The sequence below is a fragment of the Streptomyces novaecaesareae genome, from assembly GCF_000716875.1.
Taxonomy (GTDB): Bacteria; Actinomycetota; Actinomycetes; order Streptomycetales; family Streptomycetaceae; genus Kitasatospora; species Kitasatospora novaecaesareae.
On sequence record NZ_JNWQ01000006.1, the window covers coordinates 80,147 to 99,353 of the forward strand.

The 19,207-nt window shown below is 74.0% G+C and carries 16 protein-coding genes, 1 pseudogene and 1 riboswitch; of the genes and pseudogenes, 8 read left to right on the forward strand and 9 right to left on the reverse strand.

Features of this window, described 5'->3' with window-relative positions; translation table 11 throughout:
• The first annotated feature begins 95 nt into the window (after nt 1–95).
• Complete coding sequence (locus OP86_RS03920) at nt 96–584, forward strand: Imm21 family immunity protein (protein WP_030058337.1); 489 nt, start codon at nt 96–98, stop codon at nt 582–584.
• A 79-nt stretch (nt 585–663) separates the two neighbouring features.
• The gene (locus OP86_RS33300; protein WP_051829652.1) at nt 664–4,347 is read left to right on the forward strand and encodes a SpoIIE family protein phosphatase; all 3,684 of its coding nucleotides are present in this window, start codon (nt 664–666) and stop codon (nt 4,345–4,347) included.
• 51 nt (nt 4,348–4,398) lie between these two features.
• On the opposite strand, the gene OP86_RS03930 is transcribed toward OP86_RS33300, so the two are convergent.
• The 3 genes from OP86_RS03930 to OP86_RS03940 all read right to left on the reverse strand — a co-directional run bounded on the left by OP86_RS03930 (nt 4,399) and on the right by OP86_RS03940 (nt 7,416).
• Nucleotides 4,399–5,493, reverse strand: coding sequence for an S-adenosylmethionine:tRNA ribosyltransferase-isomerase (locus OP86_RS03930; protein WP_030255247.1), 1,095 nt, complete (start codon nt 5,491–5,493; stop codon nt 4,399–4,401).
• Nucleotides 5,490–6,314, reverse strand: coding sequence for an SDR family NAD(P)-dependent oxidoreductase (locus tag OP86_RS03935; RefSeq protein ID WP_063832286.1), 825 nt, complete (start codon nt 6,312–6,314; stop codon nt 5,490–5,492). The genes OP86_RS03930 and OP86_RS03935 overlap by 4 nt, the downstream gene beginning before the upstream one ends.
• Nucleotides 6,315–6,456: 142 nt before the next feature.
• Entirely contained in the window at nt 6,457–7,416 is a 960-nt protein-coding gene (locus tag OP86_RS03940; RefSeq protein WP_051829653.1) for a pseudouridine synthase, read from the reverse strand.
• Nucleotides 7,417–7,574: 158 nt separating this feature from the next.
• On the opposite strand from OP86_RS03940, the gene OP86_RS03945 reads away from it, so the two are divergent.
• From OP86_RS03945 to OP86_RS03955, 3 genes are all read left to right on the forward strand, one after another.
• Nucleotides 7,575–8,663: a PP2C family protein-serine/threonine phosphatase gene (locus OP86_RS03945; RefSeq protein ID WP_033330894.1), complete on the forward strand. Its 1,089-nt coding sequence runs from the start codon at nt 7,575–7,577 to the stop codon at nt 8,661–8,663.
• A 159-nt stretch (nt 8,664–8,822) separates the two neighbouring features.
• Entirely contained in the window at nt 8,823–9,215 is a 393-nt protein-coding gene (locus OP86_RS03950) for a DUF3224 domain-containing protein (protein ID WP_030058329.1), read from the forward strand.
• A 242-nt stretch (nt 9,216–9,457) separates the two neighbouring features.
• Nucleotides 9,458–10,321, forward strand: coding sequence for a DUF5995 family protein (locus OP86_RS03955; protein ID WP_063832287.1), 864 nt, complete (start codon nt 9,458–9,460; stop codon nt 10,319–10,321).
• Here the strand turns inward: OP86_RS03955 and OP86_RS03960 are convergent.
• The gene (locus OP86_RS03960; RefSeq protein ID WP_030058326.1) at nt 10,282–11,721 is read right to left on the reverse strand and encodes a GuaB1 family IMP dehydrogenase-related protein; all 1,440 of its coding nucleotides are present in this window, start codon (nt 11,719–11,721) and stop codon (nt 10,282–10,284) included. The two genes, OP86_RS03955 and OP86_RS03960, sit on opposite strands and share 40 nt — an antisense overlap.
• A gap of 331 nt (nt 11,722–12,052) precedes the next feature.
• Between OP86_RS03960 and OP86_RS03965 the strand changes: the two genes are divergently transcribed.
• Both OP86_RS03965 and OP86_RS03970 read left to right on the forward strand, forming a co-directional pair.
• Complete coding sequence (locus OP86_RS03965) at nt 12,053–13,555, forward strand: SDR family NAD(P)-dependent oxidoreductase (RefSeq protein WP_234434770.1); 1,503 nt, start codon at nt 12,053–12,055, stop codon at nt 13,553–13,555.
• 22 nt (nt 13,556–13,577) lie between these two features.
• A complete protein-coding gene (locus OP86_RS03970; protein ID WP_051829654.1) occupies nt 13,578–14,039 on the forward strand; it encodes a nucleotide triphosphate diphosphatase NUDT15 in 462 nt (153 codons plus the stop codon).
• A gap of 29 nt (nt 14,040–14,068) precedes the next feature.
• Here the strand turns inward: OP86_RS03970 and OP86_RS37360 are convergent, their stop codons facing one another.
• Together OP86_RS37360 and OP86_RS37730 are read right to left on the reverse strand one after the other, a co-directional pair.
• Nucleotides 14,069–14,284, reverse strand: coding sequence for a hypothetical protein (locus tag OP86_RS37360; protein WP_030255266.1), 216 nt, complete (start codon nt 14,282–14,284; stop codon nt 14,069–14,071).
• Nucleotides 14,202–14,393, reverse strand: a pseudogene (locus OP86_RS37730) (ATP-binding cassette domain-containing protein); the annotation flags it as partial. The pseudogene OP86_RS37730 and the gene OP86_RS37360, both read right to left, overlap by 83 nt.
• 272 nt (nt 14,394–14,665) lie before the next feature.
• On the opposite strand from OP86_RS37730, the gene OP86_RS36405 reads away from it, so the two are divergent.
• Nucleotides 14,666–15,325, forward strand: a complete 660-nt coding sequence (locus OP86_RS36405) for an Rv1733c family protein (protein WP_030255268.1) — start codon at nt 14,666–14,668, stop codon at nt 15,323–15,325.
• Between the two features lie 29 nt (nt 15,326–15,354).
• Here OP86_RS36405 and OP86_RS03985 read toward each other — a convergent pair whose 3' ends face one another.
• From OP86_RS03985 to OP86_RS03995, 3 genes are all read right to left on the reverse strand, one after another.
• Nucleotides 15,355–16,068 carry a YoaK family protein gene (locus OP86_RS03985; protein WP_051829663.1) on the reverse strand — a complete coding sequence of 238 codons (714 nt, stop codon included), beginning with the start codon at nt 16,066–16,068 and terminating at the stop codon, nt 15,355–15,357.
• A gap of 100 nt (nt 16,069–16,168) precedes the next feature.
• On the reverse strand, nt 16,169–16,903 hold the full coding sequence (locus tag OP86_RS03990) for an MgtC/SapB family protein (RefSeq protein ID WP_030058322.1): 735 nt from the start codon (nt 16,901–16,903) through the stop codon (nt 16,169–16,171).
• A 20-nt stretch (nt 16,904–16,923) separates the two neighbouring features.
• A complete protein-coding gene (locus tag OP86_RS03995; protein ID WP_030058321.1) occupies nt 16,924–18,570 on the reverse strand; it encodes an NRAMP family divalent metal transporter in 1,647 nt (548 codons plus the stop codon).
• A 361-nt stretch (nt 18,571–18,931) separates the two neighbouring features.
• Nucleotides 18,932–19,107, reverse strand: a riboswitch (M-box (ykoK) riboswitch).
• Between the last annotated feature and the right edge of the window lie 100 nt (nt 19,108–19,207).

Genomic DNA, 19,207 nt, shown 5'->3' on the forward strand with positions numbered 1-19,207 from the left:
AGCGCCCCGGACCTCGCGCGACGGTACCCGGGAGGTCGCGCGGCGGTCGGCGCCCCGGATCCGTCGCACCCCCTCCGACGTGCGAGGATCCCCCCATGTTGACCGTGGAACAGGGCTGGCTGGACGGGACCGACTCGGGGCTGTTCGTGCTGTGTCCGGAGGGGGCCGTCGAGGGGTGGACGGGGTGCCGGGAGGATCTGTTGGAGGCGGCCGTCGAGTACGCGGCCGCCCACCCGGAGCCCGGACACGGAGACCTGCTGGTGCTGGGCGGTGAGCCGCTGCTGGTCGGCTGGCTGGCCGAGGAGCGGGTTTTCGTCAGGCCGCTCTACTTCGACTGCGAGGACGACCCCCGGCCGCTGGTGCGCGAGGCGCTGCGGTCGGGGGTCTGGGAGGACGGGCCGGTCCTCGGCCTGACCGCCGGGCGGTACCTGCTCACGGACGTGTTCTACGACGGCGCGGACATCCTGGAGCGCGGCGAGTACCTGACCGTCGAGGTACCGCCCGGGCGGTACCTGGTGCAGTCGCTGAAGACCGAGCCCGGCCGCCGGGCGGAGTTCCACCTGGAGCGCCTGCTGCCACGGTGAGCGGCCGCCCGGGGCCGCGTGCGAAGATGGCAGGGCTGGTGGGAACGATCTCCGGACGCCCCTGGACGGTTCTCTGGCCATGGTGGACGACAACGCGCAGCGCGCGGGGGAACCGCGGCAGGACGCCCTGCAGATGGTGCCGATCGCGACCGCGCTGATCGCGGCCGACGGGCGGATCCTGCACTGGAGCAGCGACGCGGAGGCACTGCTCGGTCACCCTGTGGAAGAGGCAGTCGGGGCGAAGGCCGCCAAGCTGCTGACCTCCGACGACGAGCGGCCCGAGGTGCTGGAGCTGTTCCGGCAGATCCTGGAGGGCCGGCCCTGGACCGGCGTCTTCCCGGTGCGCCACCGGGACGGGCACCTGGTCAACCTGGAGTTCCGCACCCACCCGATCCGCGGGCCCGGCGGTGAACCGCTGGTGCTGGCCGTCGCCTCCGAGGTGACCACGCTGCGCCGGATCCAGGCGGACCTGGCCGTCCTGGACGGCTTCTTCACCCAGTCCCCGGTCGGCATGGCGGTGTACGACACCGAGTTGCGCTTCGTCCGGCTGAACGAGGCGCTGGCCCGGGCGAACGGACTGACCGCCGAACAGCACCTGGGCCACCGGCTCACCGAGGTGCTGCCGGGGATCAACGGCGCCGAGTCCGAGGCGGTGATGCGCGAGGTGCTGGCGAGCGGCGAGCCGGTCCTGGACACCCGCTCGCACGGCCGCACCCCGGGCGACCCCCAGCACGACCACGCCTGGTCGGCCTCCTACTTCCGGCTGGAGGACCGCAGCGGCCGGGTGCTGGGGGTGAGCGCGACGGTCATCGACATCACCGAGCGCTTCCGCGCCGACGCCCGGGCGGCCCGCGCCCAGGAACGGCTCGCCCTCCTCGTCGACGCGACCGCCTCCATCGGCACCACGCTCGACCTGCGGCAGACCGCGCGGGAGTTGGCCGACGCCATGGTGCCCAGGGTGGCCGACATCAGCGGGGTGTTCGCGCTGGAGGCGCTGGTGGCGGGCCGCAACGTCGAGCCGCCCGAGGCGGACGTCCCGCAGCTGGTGCGCCGCCTGGCGCTGGCCACCGCCGACCCGCTCTACCCGTCCGAGGCGCTGCCGGTGGACGCCGTCTACGAACTGCCGCCCGACTCCTCGTACTCGCGCGCGCTGAGCACCGGGCGGACGGTGGTGGTGCCGTCCTGGGAGCTGCCGGCGCTGAGCGAGGGCATCAACGAGAGCCGCCGGCAGGCCTTCCTCGGGGACCGCCCGCGCTCGGTGCGGATCACCCCGCTGGTGGCGCGCGGCACCACGCTCGGCATGGTGGTGTACTCGCGGCGCGGCGACCGCGAGTCCTTCGCGGAGGCCGACATCACCCTCGGCGACGAGCTGGCCTCACGGGCCGCCGTCGCGCTCGACAACGCCCGGCTGTACCTGCGCCAGCACCAGACCGTGCTGGCCCGCCAGCAGGCGCTGCGCGAGGCGAAGGCCGCGCAGGAGCGCCTGGCGCTGGTCAACGTGGCCTCCACCCGGATCGGCACCACCCTCGATCTCGCCCAGACCGCCCAGGAGTTGGCCGAGGTGGCGACGCCCAGACTGGCCGACACAGTGGTGGTGGAGGTGCTGGAGGAGCTGGTCCGCGGCGAGCGTGAGGCCAGGCCGCCGGCGGACGGCTCGGCGCTGCTGCGGCGGATGGCCTTCCACTCGGTGCACGGCTCGACCCTGGAGCCGATCGCCCGCACCGGCAACGTGCACCGCTTCCATCCCGGTTCGCCGTACGCGTGGAGCCTGGCGCACCGCAAGCCGGTGATGGTGCCGCGGATGGACGAGCAGGGCCTGGCCTGGTTCGCCGACGATCCGGTGCGCACCGCCGCCGTACGGGAGCAGAACGTGCGCTCGTTCATGGTGGTGCCGCTGATCGCGCGCGGCACGTCGGTCGGTGTCGCGGGCTTCTACCGCACGCTCGTCGAGCGCCCGTACGAGGACGACGACCTCGCGCTGGCCGGGGAGTTGGCGGTGCGGGCCGCCGTCTCGATCGACAACGCGCTGCTGTTCACCCGCGAGCGCGACGCGGCCGCGGCCCGGCAGCGGGCGCTGGACGAGGCCTGGGCGGCCCAGCAGCGGCTGTCGCTGCTCAACGAGGCCAGCAACCGGATCGGCACCACGCTCGATCTGCACCGCACCGCCCAGGAGTTGGTGGAGGTGGTGATCCCGCGCTTCGCCGACTTCGTCACCGTGGACCTGCGCGACGCGGTGCTCAGCGGCGAGGAGCCCGGGCCCGTCCCAGCCGAGGGAACGATACTGATGCGGGCGGTGGCGGTCGGCGAGGTGGCCCCGGACGGCAGCATGACGGGGGCCGCCGACCAGGTGGGCGAGACCTCGCAGTCCGCCCAGGTGTACGCCCAGAGCCTGCGCACCCGGCGCTCGATCCTGGTGTCCGAGGTGACCGAGGAGGAGCTGCGCCGGATCGTCGCCTCCCCCGACCGGGTGCAGCCGGGCCTGGAGGCCGGGGTGCACTCGTACCTGATGGTGCCGCTGGTCGCGCGCGGACAGGTGCTGGGCGGCGCCGAGTTCGTCCGCACCCGCAACCCGGCGCCGTTCGGCCCGGCGGACCGCTCACTGGCCGAGGAGCTGGCCGCCCGCACCGCGCTCGCGATCGACAACGGGCGCCTCTACCGGCGCGAGCGGGACACCGCGCTCACCCTGCAGCGCAGCCTGCTGCCGCAGGAGGTGCACCGCACCCTCGGCCTGGACATCGCCTACCGCTACCTGCCCAGCAGCGTGGTCAGCGAGGTCGGCGGCGACTGGTTCGACGTCGTCCCGCTCTCCTCCGGGCGAGTCGCCCTGATCGTCGGGGACGTGATGGGCCACGGCATCCGTGCCGCCGCCACCATGGGCCAACTCCGTACAGTGGCACGGACGTTGATCACCCTGGACCTGGACCCGGCGCGGGTGCTGCTCCGGCTGGACGAGGCCACCATGACCGTCGGCGAGGGCCAGTTCGCCACCTGCGTCTGCGTGGTGTACGACCCGGTGGACCGCCGCTGCACCGCGGCCTGCGCCGGGCACCTGCCGCCCGTGGTCGCCGACACCGAGGGACGGGCCCGCCTGGTCGAACTGCCCACCGGCGCGCCCCTCGGCGTCGGCGGAGTCCCCTTCGAGAGCGCGGAGTTCACCCTCCCCGAGGAGGGCATCCTGGTGCTCTACACCGACGGGCTGGTCGAGCGCCGGGGCCGCGACCTGGACGAGGGGCTGCAACTGCTCTGCCGTACGGTCGCCGACCGGCGCGGCTCACTGGAACAGACCTGCGACGCCGTGCTGACCGGACTCACCGGCCGCACCAGCGAGGACGACATCGCCGTCATCATGGCGCAGGTGCGCCCGCACGGCGCGGACCGGATCGCCACCCTGCCGCTCACCGGCGACCGCGCGATGGTCGCGCACTCGCGCCGCTTCACCCGCGAGACGCTGAACGCGTGGGGGCTCGACGCGCTCGCCGACTGGGCCGAACTGCTCACCAGCGAGCTGATCACCAACGCCCTGGTGCACGCCGGATCCCCCACCCAGCTACGGCTGTTCTGCAACCGGGTGCTCACCGTCGAGGTCGCCGACCAGGAGGCCGAGGCGCCCCGGATCCGCCGCGCCCGCACCGAGGACGAGGGCGGGCGCGGCATCCACCTGGTCAACGAACTCGCGCACCGCTGGGGCAGCCGCCGGACCGGGGACGGCAAGGTGGTCTGGTTCGAGCTGGAGCTGCCGCCGGGCGGCTCCTCGACCGCCTGACCGCGATCCGGCCCGTGGTCGCTCCGGGACTGACCCGAGGTCGGTCCCGGATCAGTCCGGCAGGAGGAGGTTGACGTCGCCGAACTCGTGCCAGAGGTAACGGTGTTGGACGGCGGCGCGGTAGCAGGCGGTGAGGAGGGGGCGGCCGGCGACGGCGGCGAGCATCAGGAGGTGGGAGGCGCGGGGTTCGTGCCAGCCGGTGAGGAGGCCGTCGACGGTGCGTACGCCGCGCTCGGGGGTGATGACCAACTCCGTCCAGCCGTCGGCCTCCTGGAGCGTGCCGTCCGGTCCGGCGGCCGACTCCAGGGCGCGGACCACGGTGGTGCCGACGGCGATCACCCGGCCGCCCCCGGCCCGGACGTGGCCGGCCAGCCGGGCGGTGGCGGCCGGGACGCGGAAGCGCTCCGCATACGGAGTCTCGTGCGCCTCCGGCGAGGCCACCCCGGTGTGCAGGGTGACCGGCGCGACGAGCACCCCCCGGCCGGCCAGCCGGGCCACCACCTCCGCGCTGAACGGGCGGGCGGCGCTGGGCATTTCACTGCTGCCGGGGACGGTCGCGAAGACCGTCTGGTAGGCCTCGATCGGCCACTCGCGGTCCACGTAGCCGTACCGGATCGCCCGGCCGTGCAGCGCCAGGTAGGGCAACAGCGGGGCGGGCAGGGCGAGTTCAGCGCGCCAGAGGCGGGCGGTGAAGGCCCCGGTCAGCACCGCCGTGCCGCCTGCGGGCAGGGCGACCCGCAGGCCCGCCCGGGCCGGGGACTCCTCCGGCGGGTAGTACGCCGCCGCCTCCCCGGGCACGACGCGGCGCAACTCGACCAGATGGGCGCCGTTCCGGTCCGGCTGGGCGGAGGAGAGGTGCACGGCGACGGGCGTGCCGTCGGGCAGCCGGCCGGGCAGCGCGGCCGGCAGGGTGGCCGAGTTGTTGACCACCAGGAGGTCCCCCGGGCGCAGCACCTCGGGCAGGTCGGTGAAGCGGCGGTGCTCGACGGCACCGGTGGCGCGCCGGCCGACCAGCATCCGGACCCCGTCCCGGGCTTCGCCGCGCGCCTCCGCGGGTGCGTGGGCGGAGAGTTCGGGCGGGACGTCGAGGTCGAGGCCGAGGTCGGCGTGGTCGGCGTGGTCGGTGTGGTCGGTGAGTGCGGTCATCGGCCACCCCGGTCCGCGGCCGCGACGGCCAGGGGCTGCCCGGCCGGGGCGGCCAAGTGGTCGGCCGGGGCGGCCAGGTCCTCGGCCCGGTAGCGGCCGGACGGTGTGCGGTCGCGGAGCAGGCCGAGCAGGATCGGCGCCACCCGATCGGGCAGCGGCTCGCCGGAGATGTCCTCGCCCGGGCTGGCCTCCTGGAGCATCCGGGTGCGCATGCTGCCCGGGTCGACCGCCCAGACCCGCAGCTCCGGCTCCTCCCGGGCGAGGACGGCGGTGGCGAGGTCGAGCGCGGCCTTGCTGGCGCCGTAGCCGCCCCAGCCGAGGTAGGGCTCCACGGCGGCGTCGGAGCTGATGTTGAGGACGGCGCCGGCGTGGGCGCGCAGTTGGGGCAGGACGAGCTGGGTGAGGGCGATCGGGGCGAGCGCGTTGACCTCGAAGGTCTCCAGCAGGTCCGGCAGCGGGTAGTCGGCCAGCCGGGGCAGCGGCTCGGAGCCGGGGGCGGGGGCGCCGTTGAGCGTGCCGGCGTTGTTCACCAGCAGGCTCGCCCCGCCGAGGCGCTCGGCGGCCTGGGCCAGGCGGGCGCGGTGGTCGTCGTCGACGATGCTGCCGGGCAGGGCGACGACCTCGGTCACGGCGGCCAGCTCCGCCTCGGCGGCGGCGAGTTCGGCCGCGCCCCGGGCGGTGATCACCAGCTGCCAGCCCTCGGCGGCGAGGGCGTGCGCGAGGGCCAGGCCGAGGCCCCGGGAGGTGCCGGTGACCAGGGCGACGCGGGCGGCGTTCGGTGCGGCGGTGTGCGATGCGGCGGTGCGCAGTGCTGTGTTCATGCCGCAACGATGGCGCCGCCGGGGCGGGCGGCGGATCGGTCGCCGGGACCGGGACCCGGTCGGACGTTGGGCCTAGATCGGCGGACGGTCCTAGGTCTCGACGCCAGGTCTCGGCGCTGGGACTCCGCGCTGGGACTCGGCGCTAGGACTCGCTGTCGGGCCCTTCGGTCCAGCCCTGCGGGTCGGTCCAGGCGGCCAGCGTGCGGCGGGTCTCGAAACGGCGCTCGCGGCCGGTCAGCGGGTCGGTGAACTCGACCACCGAGGCGAGCAGTTGCAGCGGGCGGCGGAAGTCGTCCGGGGCCGGTTCCGGGAGCACCACCGGGTACACCGGGTCGCCGAGGATCGGCAGTCCGAGACCGCTCATGTGAAGCCGCAGCTGGTGGGTGCGTCCGCTCAGCGGGCGCAGCCGGTAGCGGGCGAGGCCGTCGCGGCGCTCCAGCAGGTCGATCCGGCTCTCGCTGTTCGGCGGTGCGTCGATCTCCTGTGCGGCGATCACCCCGCGCTCCTTGACGATGTGGCTGCGTACGGTGCGCGGCAGGCTCAGCTCCGGGTCGTACCCGGCGATCGCCTGGTACTCCTTGCGCACCAGGCGGTCGCGGAACAGCGTCTGGTAGGCACCGCGGTCCTCGGGGCGCACGATGAACATGGCCAGGCCGGCGGTGAGCCGGTCCAGGCGGTGCGCGGGGCTGAGCGCGGGCAGGTCGAGGGTGTGCCGCAGCCGGGAGAGGGCCGTCTCCGTGACGTGCCTGCCGCGCGGGGTGGTGGCCAGGAAGTGCGGCTTGTCGACGACCACCAGGTACTCGTCGCGGTGCAGCACGACCAGCTCGAACGGGACGTGCACCTCGTCCGGGAGGTCGCGGTGGAACCACAGGTGCGCACCGGGGCGAAACGGTTCGTCCGGGGCGATCGGGCCGTGCTCCCCGACGATCTCGCGGTCGCGCAGTGCCGCGTCGATCCGCGCGGGCGGGACGGTGGGCAGCCGGTCCACCAGGTGGTCCCGCACGGTCGGCCAGGAGCCTTCGAGCGGCAGCCGCAGGTGCACCGGGTCCACACCGTGGCGCTGCGGGAGGGGGGAGGCCGGGCGGCGGCTCTTGCGTCTCATGTCCCGGCCCAGCGTAGTGCGCGCCGCCGGCGGGCCCGCGGCCGAGGTGCTGACCCGGGGCCGGGCGAGGAGAGTGGACCGAGGCCCTCGCTCCGCCGGGGGCCTTCGACCGGCTGCCGGACACCTGTCGGATCAGCTGCTGGACCACTGGAGGACGCGTGACCGCCGACGGCCCGGACGGGGTGCCGCCGCTGCACCTGCCCCGACGGACCCGGATGCTGCTGTACGGCTCGCTCCTGCTGCTGGTCGCGGCCGTGGTGGCCGCTCTGGCCATCGGCCCGGGGACCACCCTGGCGCCGCTGCTCGCGGTGGCCCCCGTCCTCGCCGGGGCGACCACCCGGCGGGCCCGAGTGCCGCTGCTGGTCGGCGCGGCGGCGCTGCTCACGGTCGGGCTGCTGGAGTCGGCCAACGCGCAGCTGCCGGCCTCCGTGCGGATCAGCGTGCCGGTCACCGTCCTGGCCTCGACGCTGGCCAGCGCCGCCAGTGTCGTCCTGGTGGCGGCCCGCGAGCGGGAGCTGTTCCAGGTCCGGACGGTGGCCGAGGCGGCGCAGCGGGCCCTGCTGCGGCCGCCGCCCGAACGGATCGGCCCGCTGCGGGTGGCGGTGCGCTACGTCGCGGCGGCGGCCGAGGCCCGGATCGGCGGGGACCTGTACGCCGTGGTCGAGACCCGGTTCGGGGTGCGGATCCTGCTCGGCGACGTCCAGGGGCACGGGCTCCCGGCAGTGGAGACGGCGGCGGACGTGCTCGGGGTGTTCCGGGAGGCGGCGCGGACCGAGCCCGATCCCGGGCGGCTAGCGGAGCGCCTGGACGCGGCGCTCACCGCCCGCCCGGACGCGGACCGGTTCGCCACCGCGCTGCTGCTCGACGTGGCGCCGGACCGGGGGCCGGTGCGGGTGGTGAACTGCGGCCACCCGCCCCCGCTGCTGCGCCGGGCGGGCCGGGTGAGCGAGCTGGAACCCCCCTTCTCCGCGCCGCCGCTGGGCCTGCTCGGGCTGACCGGCGACGAGTACCCTGCGCGGGCGTTCGAGCCGGAGCCGGGCGACCTGCTGCTCCTGCACACCGACGGCGTCTCGGAGGCCCGGGACGCCGGGGGCCGGTTCTACCCGCTGGCGGAGCGGCTGCCCGGGCTGCACGGCGGGAGCCCGGCCGACCTGCTGGACGCGGTGCTGGCGGACGTCGGCGGCTGGGTCGGGGACACCGGGCTGGCGGACGACGCGGCGGTGCTGGCGGTGCGCTGGGAGCCGTGATCGGGCGGCTGGGGCTCGATTGTCAGTGCTGTGTGCAATGGTTCACGCACGGTCGGGGCCGCCGGCCGTGCTGACGGCTGACGGCTGACGGCTGACGGCTGACGGCTGACGGCTGACGGCTGACGGCTGACGGCTGACGGCTGACGAGGGGACGGTGCCATGGGGAGCAGGGCGAGCGGGTCGTTCGAGGTCACGGCGTTCGAGCCGGTGGAGACGGAGGAGCGGGAGGGCGGCGCGGCCTTCGGGCGGGTCAGGATCGCCAAGGCCTTCACGGGCGGGCTGAGCGGGACGGGCGAGGTGCGGATGCTCTCCGTCGCGGGTCCGTCCGGCAGCCCGGCGTCGTACGTCGCGGTGGAGCACGTGACGGGTGAACTGGACGGGCGCGAGGGCTCATTCGTGCTCCAGCATGCGGCCTGGGACACCACCGGTACGACGATACGGGTGGTGCCGGGCACGGGGACGGGCGAGCTCACCGGGATCACCGGGGAGTTCCACCTGACCGTCGACGAGTCCGGCACCCACACCTACGTCCTGGAGTACGAGCTGGGCTGAGGTACGGCCTGGGGTGCGAGCCGGCTCATCTCTCCGGCCGTGTACCGCGCGTGCCGGGCGCCCGGTGCTCGGCGGCGCTGTCACGATGATGCGATCAGTGCACGATCGGCATCGGATGGTGGCGCATGCCCGAGACAGCGGTGGATGGTCGGACGGTCACGAGCGGGACGGCAGGCACGGGCGGAACGGCAGGCACGGGCGGAACGGCAGGCACGGGCGGAACGGCGGGCACGGTCGAGGAGGTGGTCGGCAGGCTGCGGGAGATCGGGGCTGGGCTGCCCCGGGCCGACGGGGTGGCGGTCTTCAACCGGCTCTACCTCGATGTGACGGAGGCCGTCCGCGACCGGCTCGGCGCCGGGTACTTCGCGGACCCGCCGACGATGACCGAGCTGGACGTGGTGTTCGCCGGGCGGTACCTGCTGGCCGTGGCCGCCGACGCGGCCGGGCAGGCACCACCCGCCTGCTGGCAGCCGCTGTTCGCGCTGCGCGCCCACCCGGGCGTGCACCCACTGCAGTTCGCCTTGGCGGGGATGAACGCCCACATCCAGCACGACCTGCCACTCGCCGTCGTGGACACCTGCCGTCGCCGGGGCTGCGAGCCGGCCGACGTCGAGGAGGACTACCACCGGGTCAACGGGGTGCTGGCCGGGGTGGAGAAAGCCGTCCGGGAGCAGCTGATGCCCGGGCCCGACCTGCTGGAGTACGCCGAGCCGCTCACCCACCTGCTCGGCACCTGGTCGGTGGAGGCCGCCCGCGAGGGGGCCTGGTCCGCCGTCCGGGCGCTCTGGGAGCTGCGCCACCTGCCGGGCGCAGCGCGGGCCTTCGCCACCGCGCTGGACGGCTCGGTCGCACTGCTCGGCCGCGCGCTGCTGCTTCCGCTGGGGACCCCGGCGCCGGGCCACACCTCGGGCCGCCCGTCGGCCCACCGCCCCTCGGACGGCCCCGGCACGGCGCCGGCCGGCCGGCTCCCCGAGGCGAGGAACCGGCCGGCCGGTGGATCCGCCGGAGCGGACGCGAGCGCTGCTCACGCAGGCCCCGCCTTCGCAGGCCCTGCGGACGCGGGCGGTCAGGCCCAGCTGGAGTGCAGCGGCTTGCCCTCGGCGTAGCCGGCCGCGCTCTGGATGCCCACGATCGCCTTCTCCTGGAACTCCTCCAGGGTGCTGGCGCCCGCGTAGGTGCAGGAGCTGCGCACACCGGCGATGATCGAGTCGATCAGGTCCTCCACGCCCGGGCGGGCCGGGTCGAGGAACATCCGGGAGTGCGAGATGCCCTCCTCGAACAGCGCCTTGCGGGCCCGGTCGTACGAGGAGTCCTGGGCGGTGCGGTTGCTCACCGCGCGGGCCGAGGCCATGCCGAAGCTCTCCTTGTACTGGCGGCCGTCGGCGGCGGTGTGCAGGTCGCCCGGGGACTCGTAGGTCCCGGCGAACCAGGAGCCGATCATCACGTTGGAGGCGCCGGCGGCCAGCGCCATCGCGACGTCGCGCGGGTGCCGCACGCCGCCGTCGGCCCACACGTGCTTGCCGAGCCGGCGCGCCTCGGCGGCGCACTCCAGGACGGCGGAGAACTGCGGGCGGCCGACGCCGGTCATCATCCGGGTGGTGCACATGGCGCCGGGGCCGACACCGACCTTGAGGATGTCGGCGCCCGCCTCGACCAGGTCGCGGACACCGGCGGCGGAGACCACGTTGCCGGCCACGATCGGGACCTGCGGGTCCAGGCCGCGCACGGCGCGCAGCGCGCTGATCATGGACTCCTGGTGGCCGTGCGCGGTGTCGACCACCAGCACGTCGGCGCCGGCCTCGATCAGGGCCTTGGCCTTGCCCGCGACGTCGCCGTTGATGCCGACAGTGGCGGCGATGCGCAGCTTGCCGTCGCCGTCGACGGCCGGGGTGTACAGGGTGGCGCGCAGCGCGCCCTTGCGGGTGAGGATGCCGACCAGGCGGCCCTCGGCGTCGACGACCGGGGCGAGCTTGCGGTGCGCCTCGGTGAGCTTGTCGAAGGCGTCCCGCGGGTCGATGCCCTCGTCCAGCAGCAGCAGGTCGCGGGACATGATGTCGGCGAGGCTGGTGAAGCGGTCCACGCCCTGGCAGTCGGAGTCGGTGACCACGCCGACCGGCTTGCCGTCCTCCACCACGACGAGGGCGCCGTGCGCGCGCTTGGGCAGCAGCGAGAGCGCCTCGGCGACGGTGGCGCCCGGGGCGAGGGTGATCGGGGTGTCGTGCACCAGGTGGCGCCGCTTGACCCAGGAGATGACCTCGGCGATGACCTCGGTGGGGATGTCCTGCGGGATGGCGACCAGGCCGCCGCGGCGGGCGACGGTCTCGGCCATCCGGCGGCCGGCGATGGCGGTCATGTTGGCCACGACCAGCGGGATGGTGGTGCCGGTGCCGTCGTTCGACGAGAGGTCCACACCCTGCCGGGAGCCCACGGCGGAACGGCTGGGGACCATGAAGACGTCGTCGTACGTCAAGTCGTACGAGGGCTTGAGGTCGTTCAGGAAGCGCATGAAGGGGGCTCTCTGGCTGGGAGAAATTACACCTCGGGTGCGGTTGCGGCGATGCCGTCGGGGCGCACTCGGGCGCCCTGCACCCAGCATTCGATTCTCCGTGACGGTGGGGGCAAAAGCCAGTTCGAGGCGTATTGCTGGGGCTGTCCACAAATGGTGATCAATGCTCCGCGCGTAGACATGGAGGATCATCCAAAGACTCCCCCCATTCCCGCCCCAACCCTGCCCCGGCCCCGCCCTGACGTCCGCTTTTCGCCCCGGCCGGGACCGCTCCCGTAGCATTCACGCGGTAATGGGCACGGCGAGCAGAAGAGCGGCAGCAGGCGTGGGCATCGGGCAGACGGACATCGAGCAGGGCCAGGGCGAGGACACCGAGGAGGAGATCGACTACGGTCCCGGACTCGACCCCGAGCGGCTGAGGCTCTGCCTGGAGGTGCTCGCGGACCTCGACGAGCTGCACGTCGACCACCCGGACGCGATCACCGTCCGCAAGGCCGTCGGCGGCATATTCCGCACGCTCAAGCAGCGCCGCCGCCAGGAGACCCGGGCCCGCAAGACCGCCAACGACCGCGCGGTCACCGCCCGCACCGCCACCGGCGCACCCACCCGGATCGACGACGAGACGGCCGGCGCCTTCGGCCTGACCACCGTCACCACCACCGAGATCGCCGGCGTCCTGGAACGCCCCCGGTCCTGCTACACGTGCAAGCAGCGGTACATCGAGGTCGACGCGTTCTACCACAACCTGTGCCAGGACTGCGCCGTCAAGAACCGCTCCCACCGGGACGCCCGTGCCGACCTCACCGGCAAGCGCGCGCTGCTCACCGGCGGCCGGGCCAAGATCGGGATGTACATCGCGCTGATGCTGCTGCGCGACGGCGCCCACACCACCATCACGACGCGCTTCCCCAACGACGCGATCCGCCGCTTCAAGGCGATGCCGGACAGCGCCGAGTGGATCCACCGCCTCAAGGTCATCGGCATCGACCTGCGCGACCCGGCGCAGGTCATGGCCCTCGCCGACGAGGTCGCCGCCGACGGCCCGCTGGACATCCTGATCAACAACGCCGCGCAGACCGTGCGCCGCCCGCCGGAGTCCTACCGCGAGCTGGTCAACGCCGAGTCCGCACCGCTGCCGGCCGGCGAGCTGCCGCAGTCCACCACCATCGGCCGCTTCGGCAGCGGCAGCGTCGACCTGCCCGCGCTCCCCCACCAGGCGGGCGGTGACGACCAGCGGATCGCCGCCGAGGACGTCACCTCGCTCGCCCTGGTCACCGGCTCCGCCACCCCTGCCCGGATCGCGGCCGGCACCGCGATCGACGCCGGCGGCCTGGTACCCGACCTCGCACCCACCAACAGCTGGGTGCAGACCGTCAACGAGGTCGGCCCGGTCGAGCTGCTGGAAGTCCAGCTCTGCAACTCCACCGCGCCGTTCATCCTGATCAGCCGGCTGCGCCCGGCGATGGCCGCCTCGGCGTCCCGCCGCAAGTACGTGGTCAACGTCTCCGCCATGGAGGGCGTGTTCCAGCGCGGCTACAAGGGCGCCGGCCACCCGCACACCAACATGGCCAAGGCCGCGCTCAACATGCTCACCCGCACCAGCGCCCAGGAGATGTTCGAGACCGACGGCATCCTGATGACCGCCGTCGACACCGGCTGGATCACCGACGAGCGGCCGCACCCGGACAAGATGCGCCTCGCCGACGAGGGCTTCCACGCCCCGCTCGACCTGGTCGACGGCGCGGCCCGGGTGTACGACCCGATCGTGCGCGGCGAGCGGGGCGAGGACCTGTACGGCTGCTTCCTCAAGGACTACGACCGCTCCAACTGGTGAACCCCCTGAAGGAGATGGCGAATTGACCAGCTCGACCGCCGCACCGATGCTCGGCGCCGGAATCATCGTGCCCACCGGGGACGGCCGGGTGCTGGTCGGTCGGCGCACCACCGCCGGAGAGCCGCCCACCTGGAGCCTGCCCGGCGGCAAGGTCGACCCGGGCGAGTCCTTCGAGCGGACGGCGGCGCGCGAACTCGCCGAGGAGACCGGCATCGTGCTGCCCGCCGCGGACATGCGGGTGCTGGCCCTGCTGCTCGACCACGAGCTCGGCCGGCCCCGGCTGACCGCCGCCGTGCTGGCGCCGCCGAGCCTGGCCGAAGCGGTGGTCACCGAGCCGCACGCCTGCGGCGGCTGGGAGCGCTTCCCGCTGGACGCGCTGCCCGAGCCGATGTTCTACCCGTCCGCGCTGGTGCTGGGCAGCTGGCTGCCGCAGCTCGCCCCGGCGGCCCGGGAGAAGACGCACGGTTACCCCGTCGCCCGCTGACGGCGGACGACGGGGCAGCCGGCTCCGGCTCAGCCGTTGCGGGCGGCCTCGGGGCCGATGATCCGCTTCAGCAGCGGCAGCGTCGAGACGATGATCCCGACCGAGGCGACGAAGGCGAGGGCGACGAAGGCGGGGGCGACGACGCCGAGGTCGGCGAAGGCGCTCGTCCGCGAACACCACCTTCGGACGGGCCACCAGGCCGCGGGCCGGCGCGACGCGCTGCGCCTGACCGCCCGACAGCTCACCGGAGCGCCGCCCCTCCAGGCCGTCCAGGCCGAGCCGGGCGAACCACGGCCGGGCCTCGGCCGGCGCGGCGGCCCGGCGCACACCGTTCAGCAGCAGCGGCAGGGCCACACGGGAAAGCAGGAGGCGGCCCCCACGACCGCCTCCTGCCCCACACCTCGGCCCGGCACCCCCACGGTCGGACCTGGCCACGGCCGCGCCCAGGCACGGGGGACGCCGCCGACACCCAGCCTGCCCCGACGGAGGTGCGGCTGCCGAGGGCCGAACGTCCCGGCTCCGGGGACGAGCGGCACTGGTCACCGCTCTTGTGCGCGGGGCGCCGCTCGGTGGAAATTGGATGATGCAACCACCTCGTGACCCCACGCCGCTGAGGAGCCCTCAACGTGTCCAGCACACCCCGCCACCAGGCCCGGCCCGCGTCGCTCCCGCGACGAACCGGCCGTCAGCTGCGGCGGGCCCTCGGTGCCCGGCACGAACCGCTCGCCCGCCCCCTCGACCGCGCCCGCGCCCGCGCCTGGCTGCTCGCCGCGCTCGGCGCGGTGCTCGCCCTCGCCCTCGCCGCGGGCGGCGCCCTGTTCCTCTACCGCGACACCGCCCCCCAGGCCGCCGCGGAGCGCGCACGGCTGCACCAGGTCGACGCGGTGATCCGCAGCACCCCGGACCACGCCGCCACCACCGGCAGCCGCTTCGCCGGGGGTTACAGCAACCGGATCGACGTCGAGGCCGCCTGGACGGCCCCCGACGGCACCCAGCACGTCGGCACCGTCCAGGCCACGCGCTTCGCCGCCACCGGCTCGCGGATCCCGATCTGGATCGACCAGGCCGGCAACGTCTCCGCTCCCCCGGTCGACCGCGTCACCCACGCCGTCTCGGCCGCCTGCACCGGCAGCGGCGTCCTGCTCGTCCTGCTCGCCCTCCTCACCCTGGCGCTGCGGCTGCGCCTGCGAGCCCTCGACCGCCGCGCCGAAGGCGCCTGGAGCGAGGGCTGGGCACGGCTCGAAGCGCACTGGAGCGGCCGGGCGGGCCACCGGCAGGAGGACTGAGCCGCGGGCGACGGCCCCGCCCACCGGGGTCAGCGGGGCCGGGTCCAGGCGGGGGCGGGGGTGGGCTTGGCCGCGTGGTGGGTGAGGGCGGCGACGGCGAGGAGGAGGGCGAGGGCCAGGGCGAGGGCGGCGGGGACGGTCGCGTGGAGGACGAGGAGGGCGCCGAGGAGGGCTCCGGCGAACATCCAGACGGCGGAGGCGAGACGGCGGGGGCCGGTACGGTCGGCGGCGAGGGCGGTGATGGTCATGGTGAGCACGGTGGTGGTGAGGTCGGGGACCTTCAGTGCGCGGACCACCGCGTTCTGGCCGCCCATGGCGAAGCCGAGCAGCCCGATCAGGGTGTAGCGGACCGGGTCACAGGTGTGGCCGACGGCCGCCGCCAGGACGGTGGCCCCGGCGACGAGCACCGCCTGGACGGCGACGGCGGCGGTGAGCAGGTGCCCCCGGTGGCCGGGCAGCCGGCGGGCGAGCCGGCCGCCGGCCAGGGCCCCGAGCAGGAAGGCGGCGAGGGCGGCCAGCGAGGCGGTGGCGGAGAGGTTGGCCGCGCCGGCCAGGGCGAAGCCGAGGAACACCACGTTGCCGGTCATGTTGGCGACGAAGACGTGGCCGAGTTCGAGGTAGCTGACCGCGTCCACCACTCCGGTGACCACGGTCAGCACCAGCAGCATCGGCACCAGCGGCCCGTGCTCGGGGTCGGGTCGGGGCATCGGCATCGGCATCGGCATCGGCATCGGCATCGGCATCCGCATCGGGCCTCCCAGGCGGTTCGTGCAATGGTCCTACGGTCGCTGTGACGGTCCTGCCGTCGCGGTGACGGCCCTTCCGTTCTGCTCCCCCGCCCGCTCAGGCGAGCGCCGGGTTGCCCGGATCCTCCTGTTCCTCGTCCAGGTGCCAGTGCAGGTCGCGGACGCCGGGCTCCAGCGACAGCCGGGTGACGACCTGTTCGAGCGCGGGGGCGACCTGCCCGGTGATCGCGACGGTGGCCCGCAGGTTGGTGGCGTCGCCCTGCTCGGTGCGGCGGGCGCGCAGGCCGGTCGGGGCGAGGCCGGAGGCGGCGAGGGCCTGGAGCAGCAGGGCCCGGATGTGGGTCTCGGACTTGCGGTCGCACTCCAGGTGGACGGTGGCACGGATCGCGGAGTCCGGGTCGCTGCCGGACTGCGGGGCCCGGTCGAGCAGTCGGCCGGCCGGCCGCAGGATCAGGTGGACGGCGAGCACGGCGAGCGTGCCGAGGACGGCCAGCTCCAGTTTCCCGGCCGCGGCCAGCACCCCGACGGCGGCCGAACACCACAGCGTGGCGGCGGTGTTGAGACCGCGGACGCCGGCGCCGTCGCGCAGGATGACGCCACCGCCGAGGAAGCCGATGCCGGAGACGACGTAGGAGGCGACGCGGGTGGGGCTGCCGGTGTCGCCGACGGCCTCGCTGTACAGGACGAACAGGGTGGCCCCGGCGGCGACCAGGGCGTTGGTGCGCAGGCCGGCCATCCGGGCCCGCCACTGGCGTTCGACGCCGATCAGGGCGCCGCAGGCGACGCCGGTGGCGAGCCGGACCAGGAAGTCGAAGGTGGTCAGGGTGTGCACGACGGCACCTCCTTCACGGGTCAGTGGTTGAGCGCGGTCTGGACGATCTTGATGATGACCATGGCCATGGCGACGAGCAGGTAGGCGCGCAGGGCGCCCATGCCGGCCTTGCGGGCGGTGGACATGGCGGGCTTGTCGAGGGTTTCCAGTGGGGGCATGCGCCAGTTCTCGCGGCCGGTGCGGTCGACGGGGTCCTCCTTGGTGCCGGTGCGCCCGGAGGTGAAGAAGTACCCGGCGGCCAGGACGCCCGCGACGCCGCAGCCGGTCATGATCCACAGGATCGTCCGGGAGCTGATGTTCGGCCAGACGACGGCGGCGGTCAGGATCATCGAGAGGGTGACCAGGACGCCGACCACGGCCGAGGTGAAGGCGTTGGTCCTGGGGCCGTTGACCCAGGGGCCGAGGACGGCCCTGTCGTTGCAGAGCAGGAGGAGGAAGACGGTGGCGGAGGGCAGCAGGACGCCGGCCAGGACCTGGACGAACTGGGTCATCAGGCCCTGGGTGTATGCGGTGGACAGCAGGGTGATCGCGGCGGCCACGCTCACCAGGGCGGCGTAGATCCCGTAGAAGCCCTTGGCGCCCTTGACGCCCCGGTGCAGGGAGTGCTTGATGCCGAAGACGTCGCCGATGGCGTAGGCGGTGGACAGCGACACCGCGAACGCGCCGATGATCGAGGCGTCCAGCAGGGCGATGGCGAAGAGCACGCCGGCCAGGTGGCCGGCCTTGGCCTCGATGCCGCGGGCGAGGGCGGCGGCGTCGGAGAACTGGCCGAAGCCGTCGGTGCCGGCGAAGGCCGCGGCGGTGAGGCCCATCATGGCGGCGGCCCCGACGATCACGATGGCGATGCCGATCCACAGGTCGGCCTTCTCGTAGCGCATGAAGCGCGGGGTGATCCGCTTGTCGATGACGTAGGACTGCTGGAAGAACAGCTGCCAGGGGGCGACGGTGGTGCCGACGATGGAGATGATCACGAGCATGACGGCCGCGAGCTGGCCGGAGCCGCCGGGCATGCCGGGCGTCACGAAGTCGTGGGCCATCTGCGAGGTCGTGGGGTGGACGAGGAGGTAGATCGGTACCAGCAGCAGCGAGCCGATGCAGAGCGTGACCGCGACCCGCTCGAAGCGCTGGAAGGAGCCGGTGAAGGCGGAGGCGATGATGATCGCCGCGGCGAGGACGACGGAGGCGGCCTTGGGCAGGCCGAGGTAGCCGGCGGCGAGGGTGACGCCGATGAACTCGGTGACCAGGGTCAGCGCGTTGAGGAGGAAGAGGTCGATCACGCTGAACGCGCCCCAGAACCTGCCGAAGCGTTCCAGGATCAGCCGGGCGTGGCCGACGCCGGTGACCGCGCCCAGGCGCAGCACCATCTCCTGGTTGACGTACAGCACCGGGACCAGCATCAGCAGCGTCCACAGCAGCTGGGTGCCGTAGTTCTGCCCGGCCTGGCCGTAGGTGGAGAACGCGCCCGCGTCGTTGTCCCCGACCATCACGATCAGGCCGGGGCCGATGATCGCGAGGAGCGTCTTGAGCCGGGCGGAGAGCCCGTGGCGCGGGGCGGTGTCGTCGAGCCTGATGGTGCCGAGGGCACCCTTGATGTCGCCGACGTGGGCGTCGTCCAGCACCGCGGTGCGCGCGGTCGGGACCTTCGGGTCCAGGATCACGTTGGTCATGGCAGGGCATCCCTGAACCCCCTTGCGTGAGGGGGCAGTTAGGGGGCACGCGGTGGCGAACCCCGCTGCGGGCGCACGGCACCGGACCGCATGGCGGCGCTGAGCGGCGGCGGCCGTGCGGACATGACGGTGCGTCAGGCGGCTTGCGTCCGGGCAGGGTTGAGTGCCGGGCGGGTGGGCCTGGTGAACGCGCAGGGGTGGTTGCTACCGCGTACCGGAGGTGTGCGAAGGCATGCGGGGGTAGGGGCAACTGTGGCCCGGACTACTGCAGTCCATGTTTCTCGCCTCCTCCCGGTCGGGGGCGCACCGTCTGTGCGCCGCATCACGACACGGCAAGGAGCACGCCGGCCCGCGCGGGACCGGCACACCCCAACTCGTCAGAGCTTTGGCACTCCACGGCGTGTCCAGCCGACCGGCCGGAAGCCACTTGGGGTCAACCCTTAACTCGGGAAGACCTGTCCTGAACCTGGGCGTCTCTCGACGTCGTCGGGTCAGTGGCCTGTGTCCGTGAAGACGCCTCACCGAACGAGGTGCCTCTCAAACCTTGAGAAGCATAGCCCTGCCACGGGCGCTTCGAGACCGCTTTCCGGCCGATCTTCGACAGCTTTGTAGAACTTTGACCAACCCGCCCCCGGCT

Coding starts and splice junctions, on each gene's coding strand:
- OP86_RS03950 (WP_030058329.1), top strand. CDS start 8,823: ATGGGGAGCAGGGCGAGCGGGTCGTTCGAGGTCACGGCGTTCGAGCCG.
- OP86_RS03940 (WP_051829653.1), bottom strand. CDS start 7,416: ATGAGACGCAAGAGCCGCCGCCCGGCCTCCCCCCTCCCGCAGCGCCAC.
- OP86_RS03960 (WP_030058326.1), bottom strand. CDS start 11,721: ATGCGCTTCCTGAACGACCTCAAGCCCTCGTACGACTTGACGTACGAC.
- OP86_RS03920 (WP_030058337.1), top strand. CDS start 96: ATGTTGACCGTGGAACAGGGCTGGCTGGACGGGACCGACTCGGGGCTG.
- OP86_RS33300 (WP_051829652.1), top strand. CDS start 664: ATGGTGGACGACAACGCGCAGCGCGCGGGGGAACCGCGGCAGGACGCC.
- OP86_RS03995 (WP_030058321.1), bottom strand. CDS start 18,570: ATGACCAACGTGATCCTGGACCCGAAGGTCCCGACCGCGCGCACCGCG.
- OP86_RS03930 (WP_030255247.1), bottom strand. CDS start 5,493: ATGACCGCACTCACCGACCACACCGACCACGCCGACCACGCCGACCTC.
- OP86_RS03935 (WP_063832286.1), bottom strand. CDS start 6,314: ATGAACACAGCACTGCGCACCGCCGCATCGCACACCGCCGCACCGAAC.
- OP86_RS03985 (WP_051829663.1), bottom strand. CDS start 16,068: ATGCCGATGCCGATGCCGATGCCGATGCCGATGCCGATGCCCCGACCC.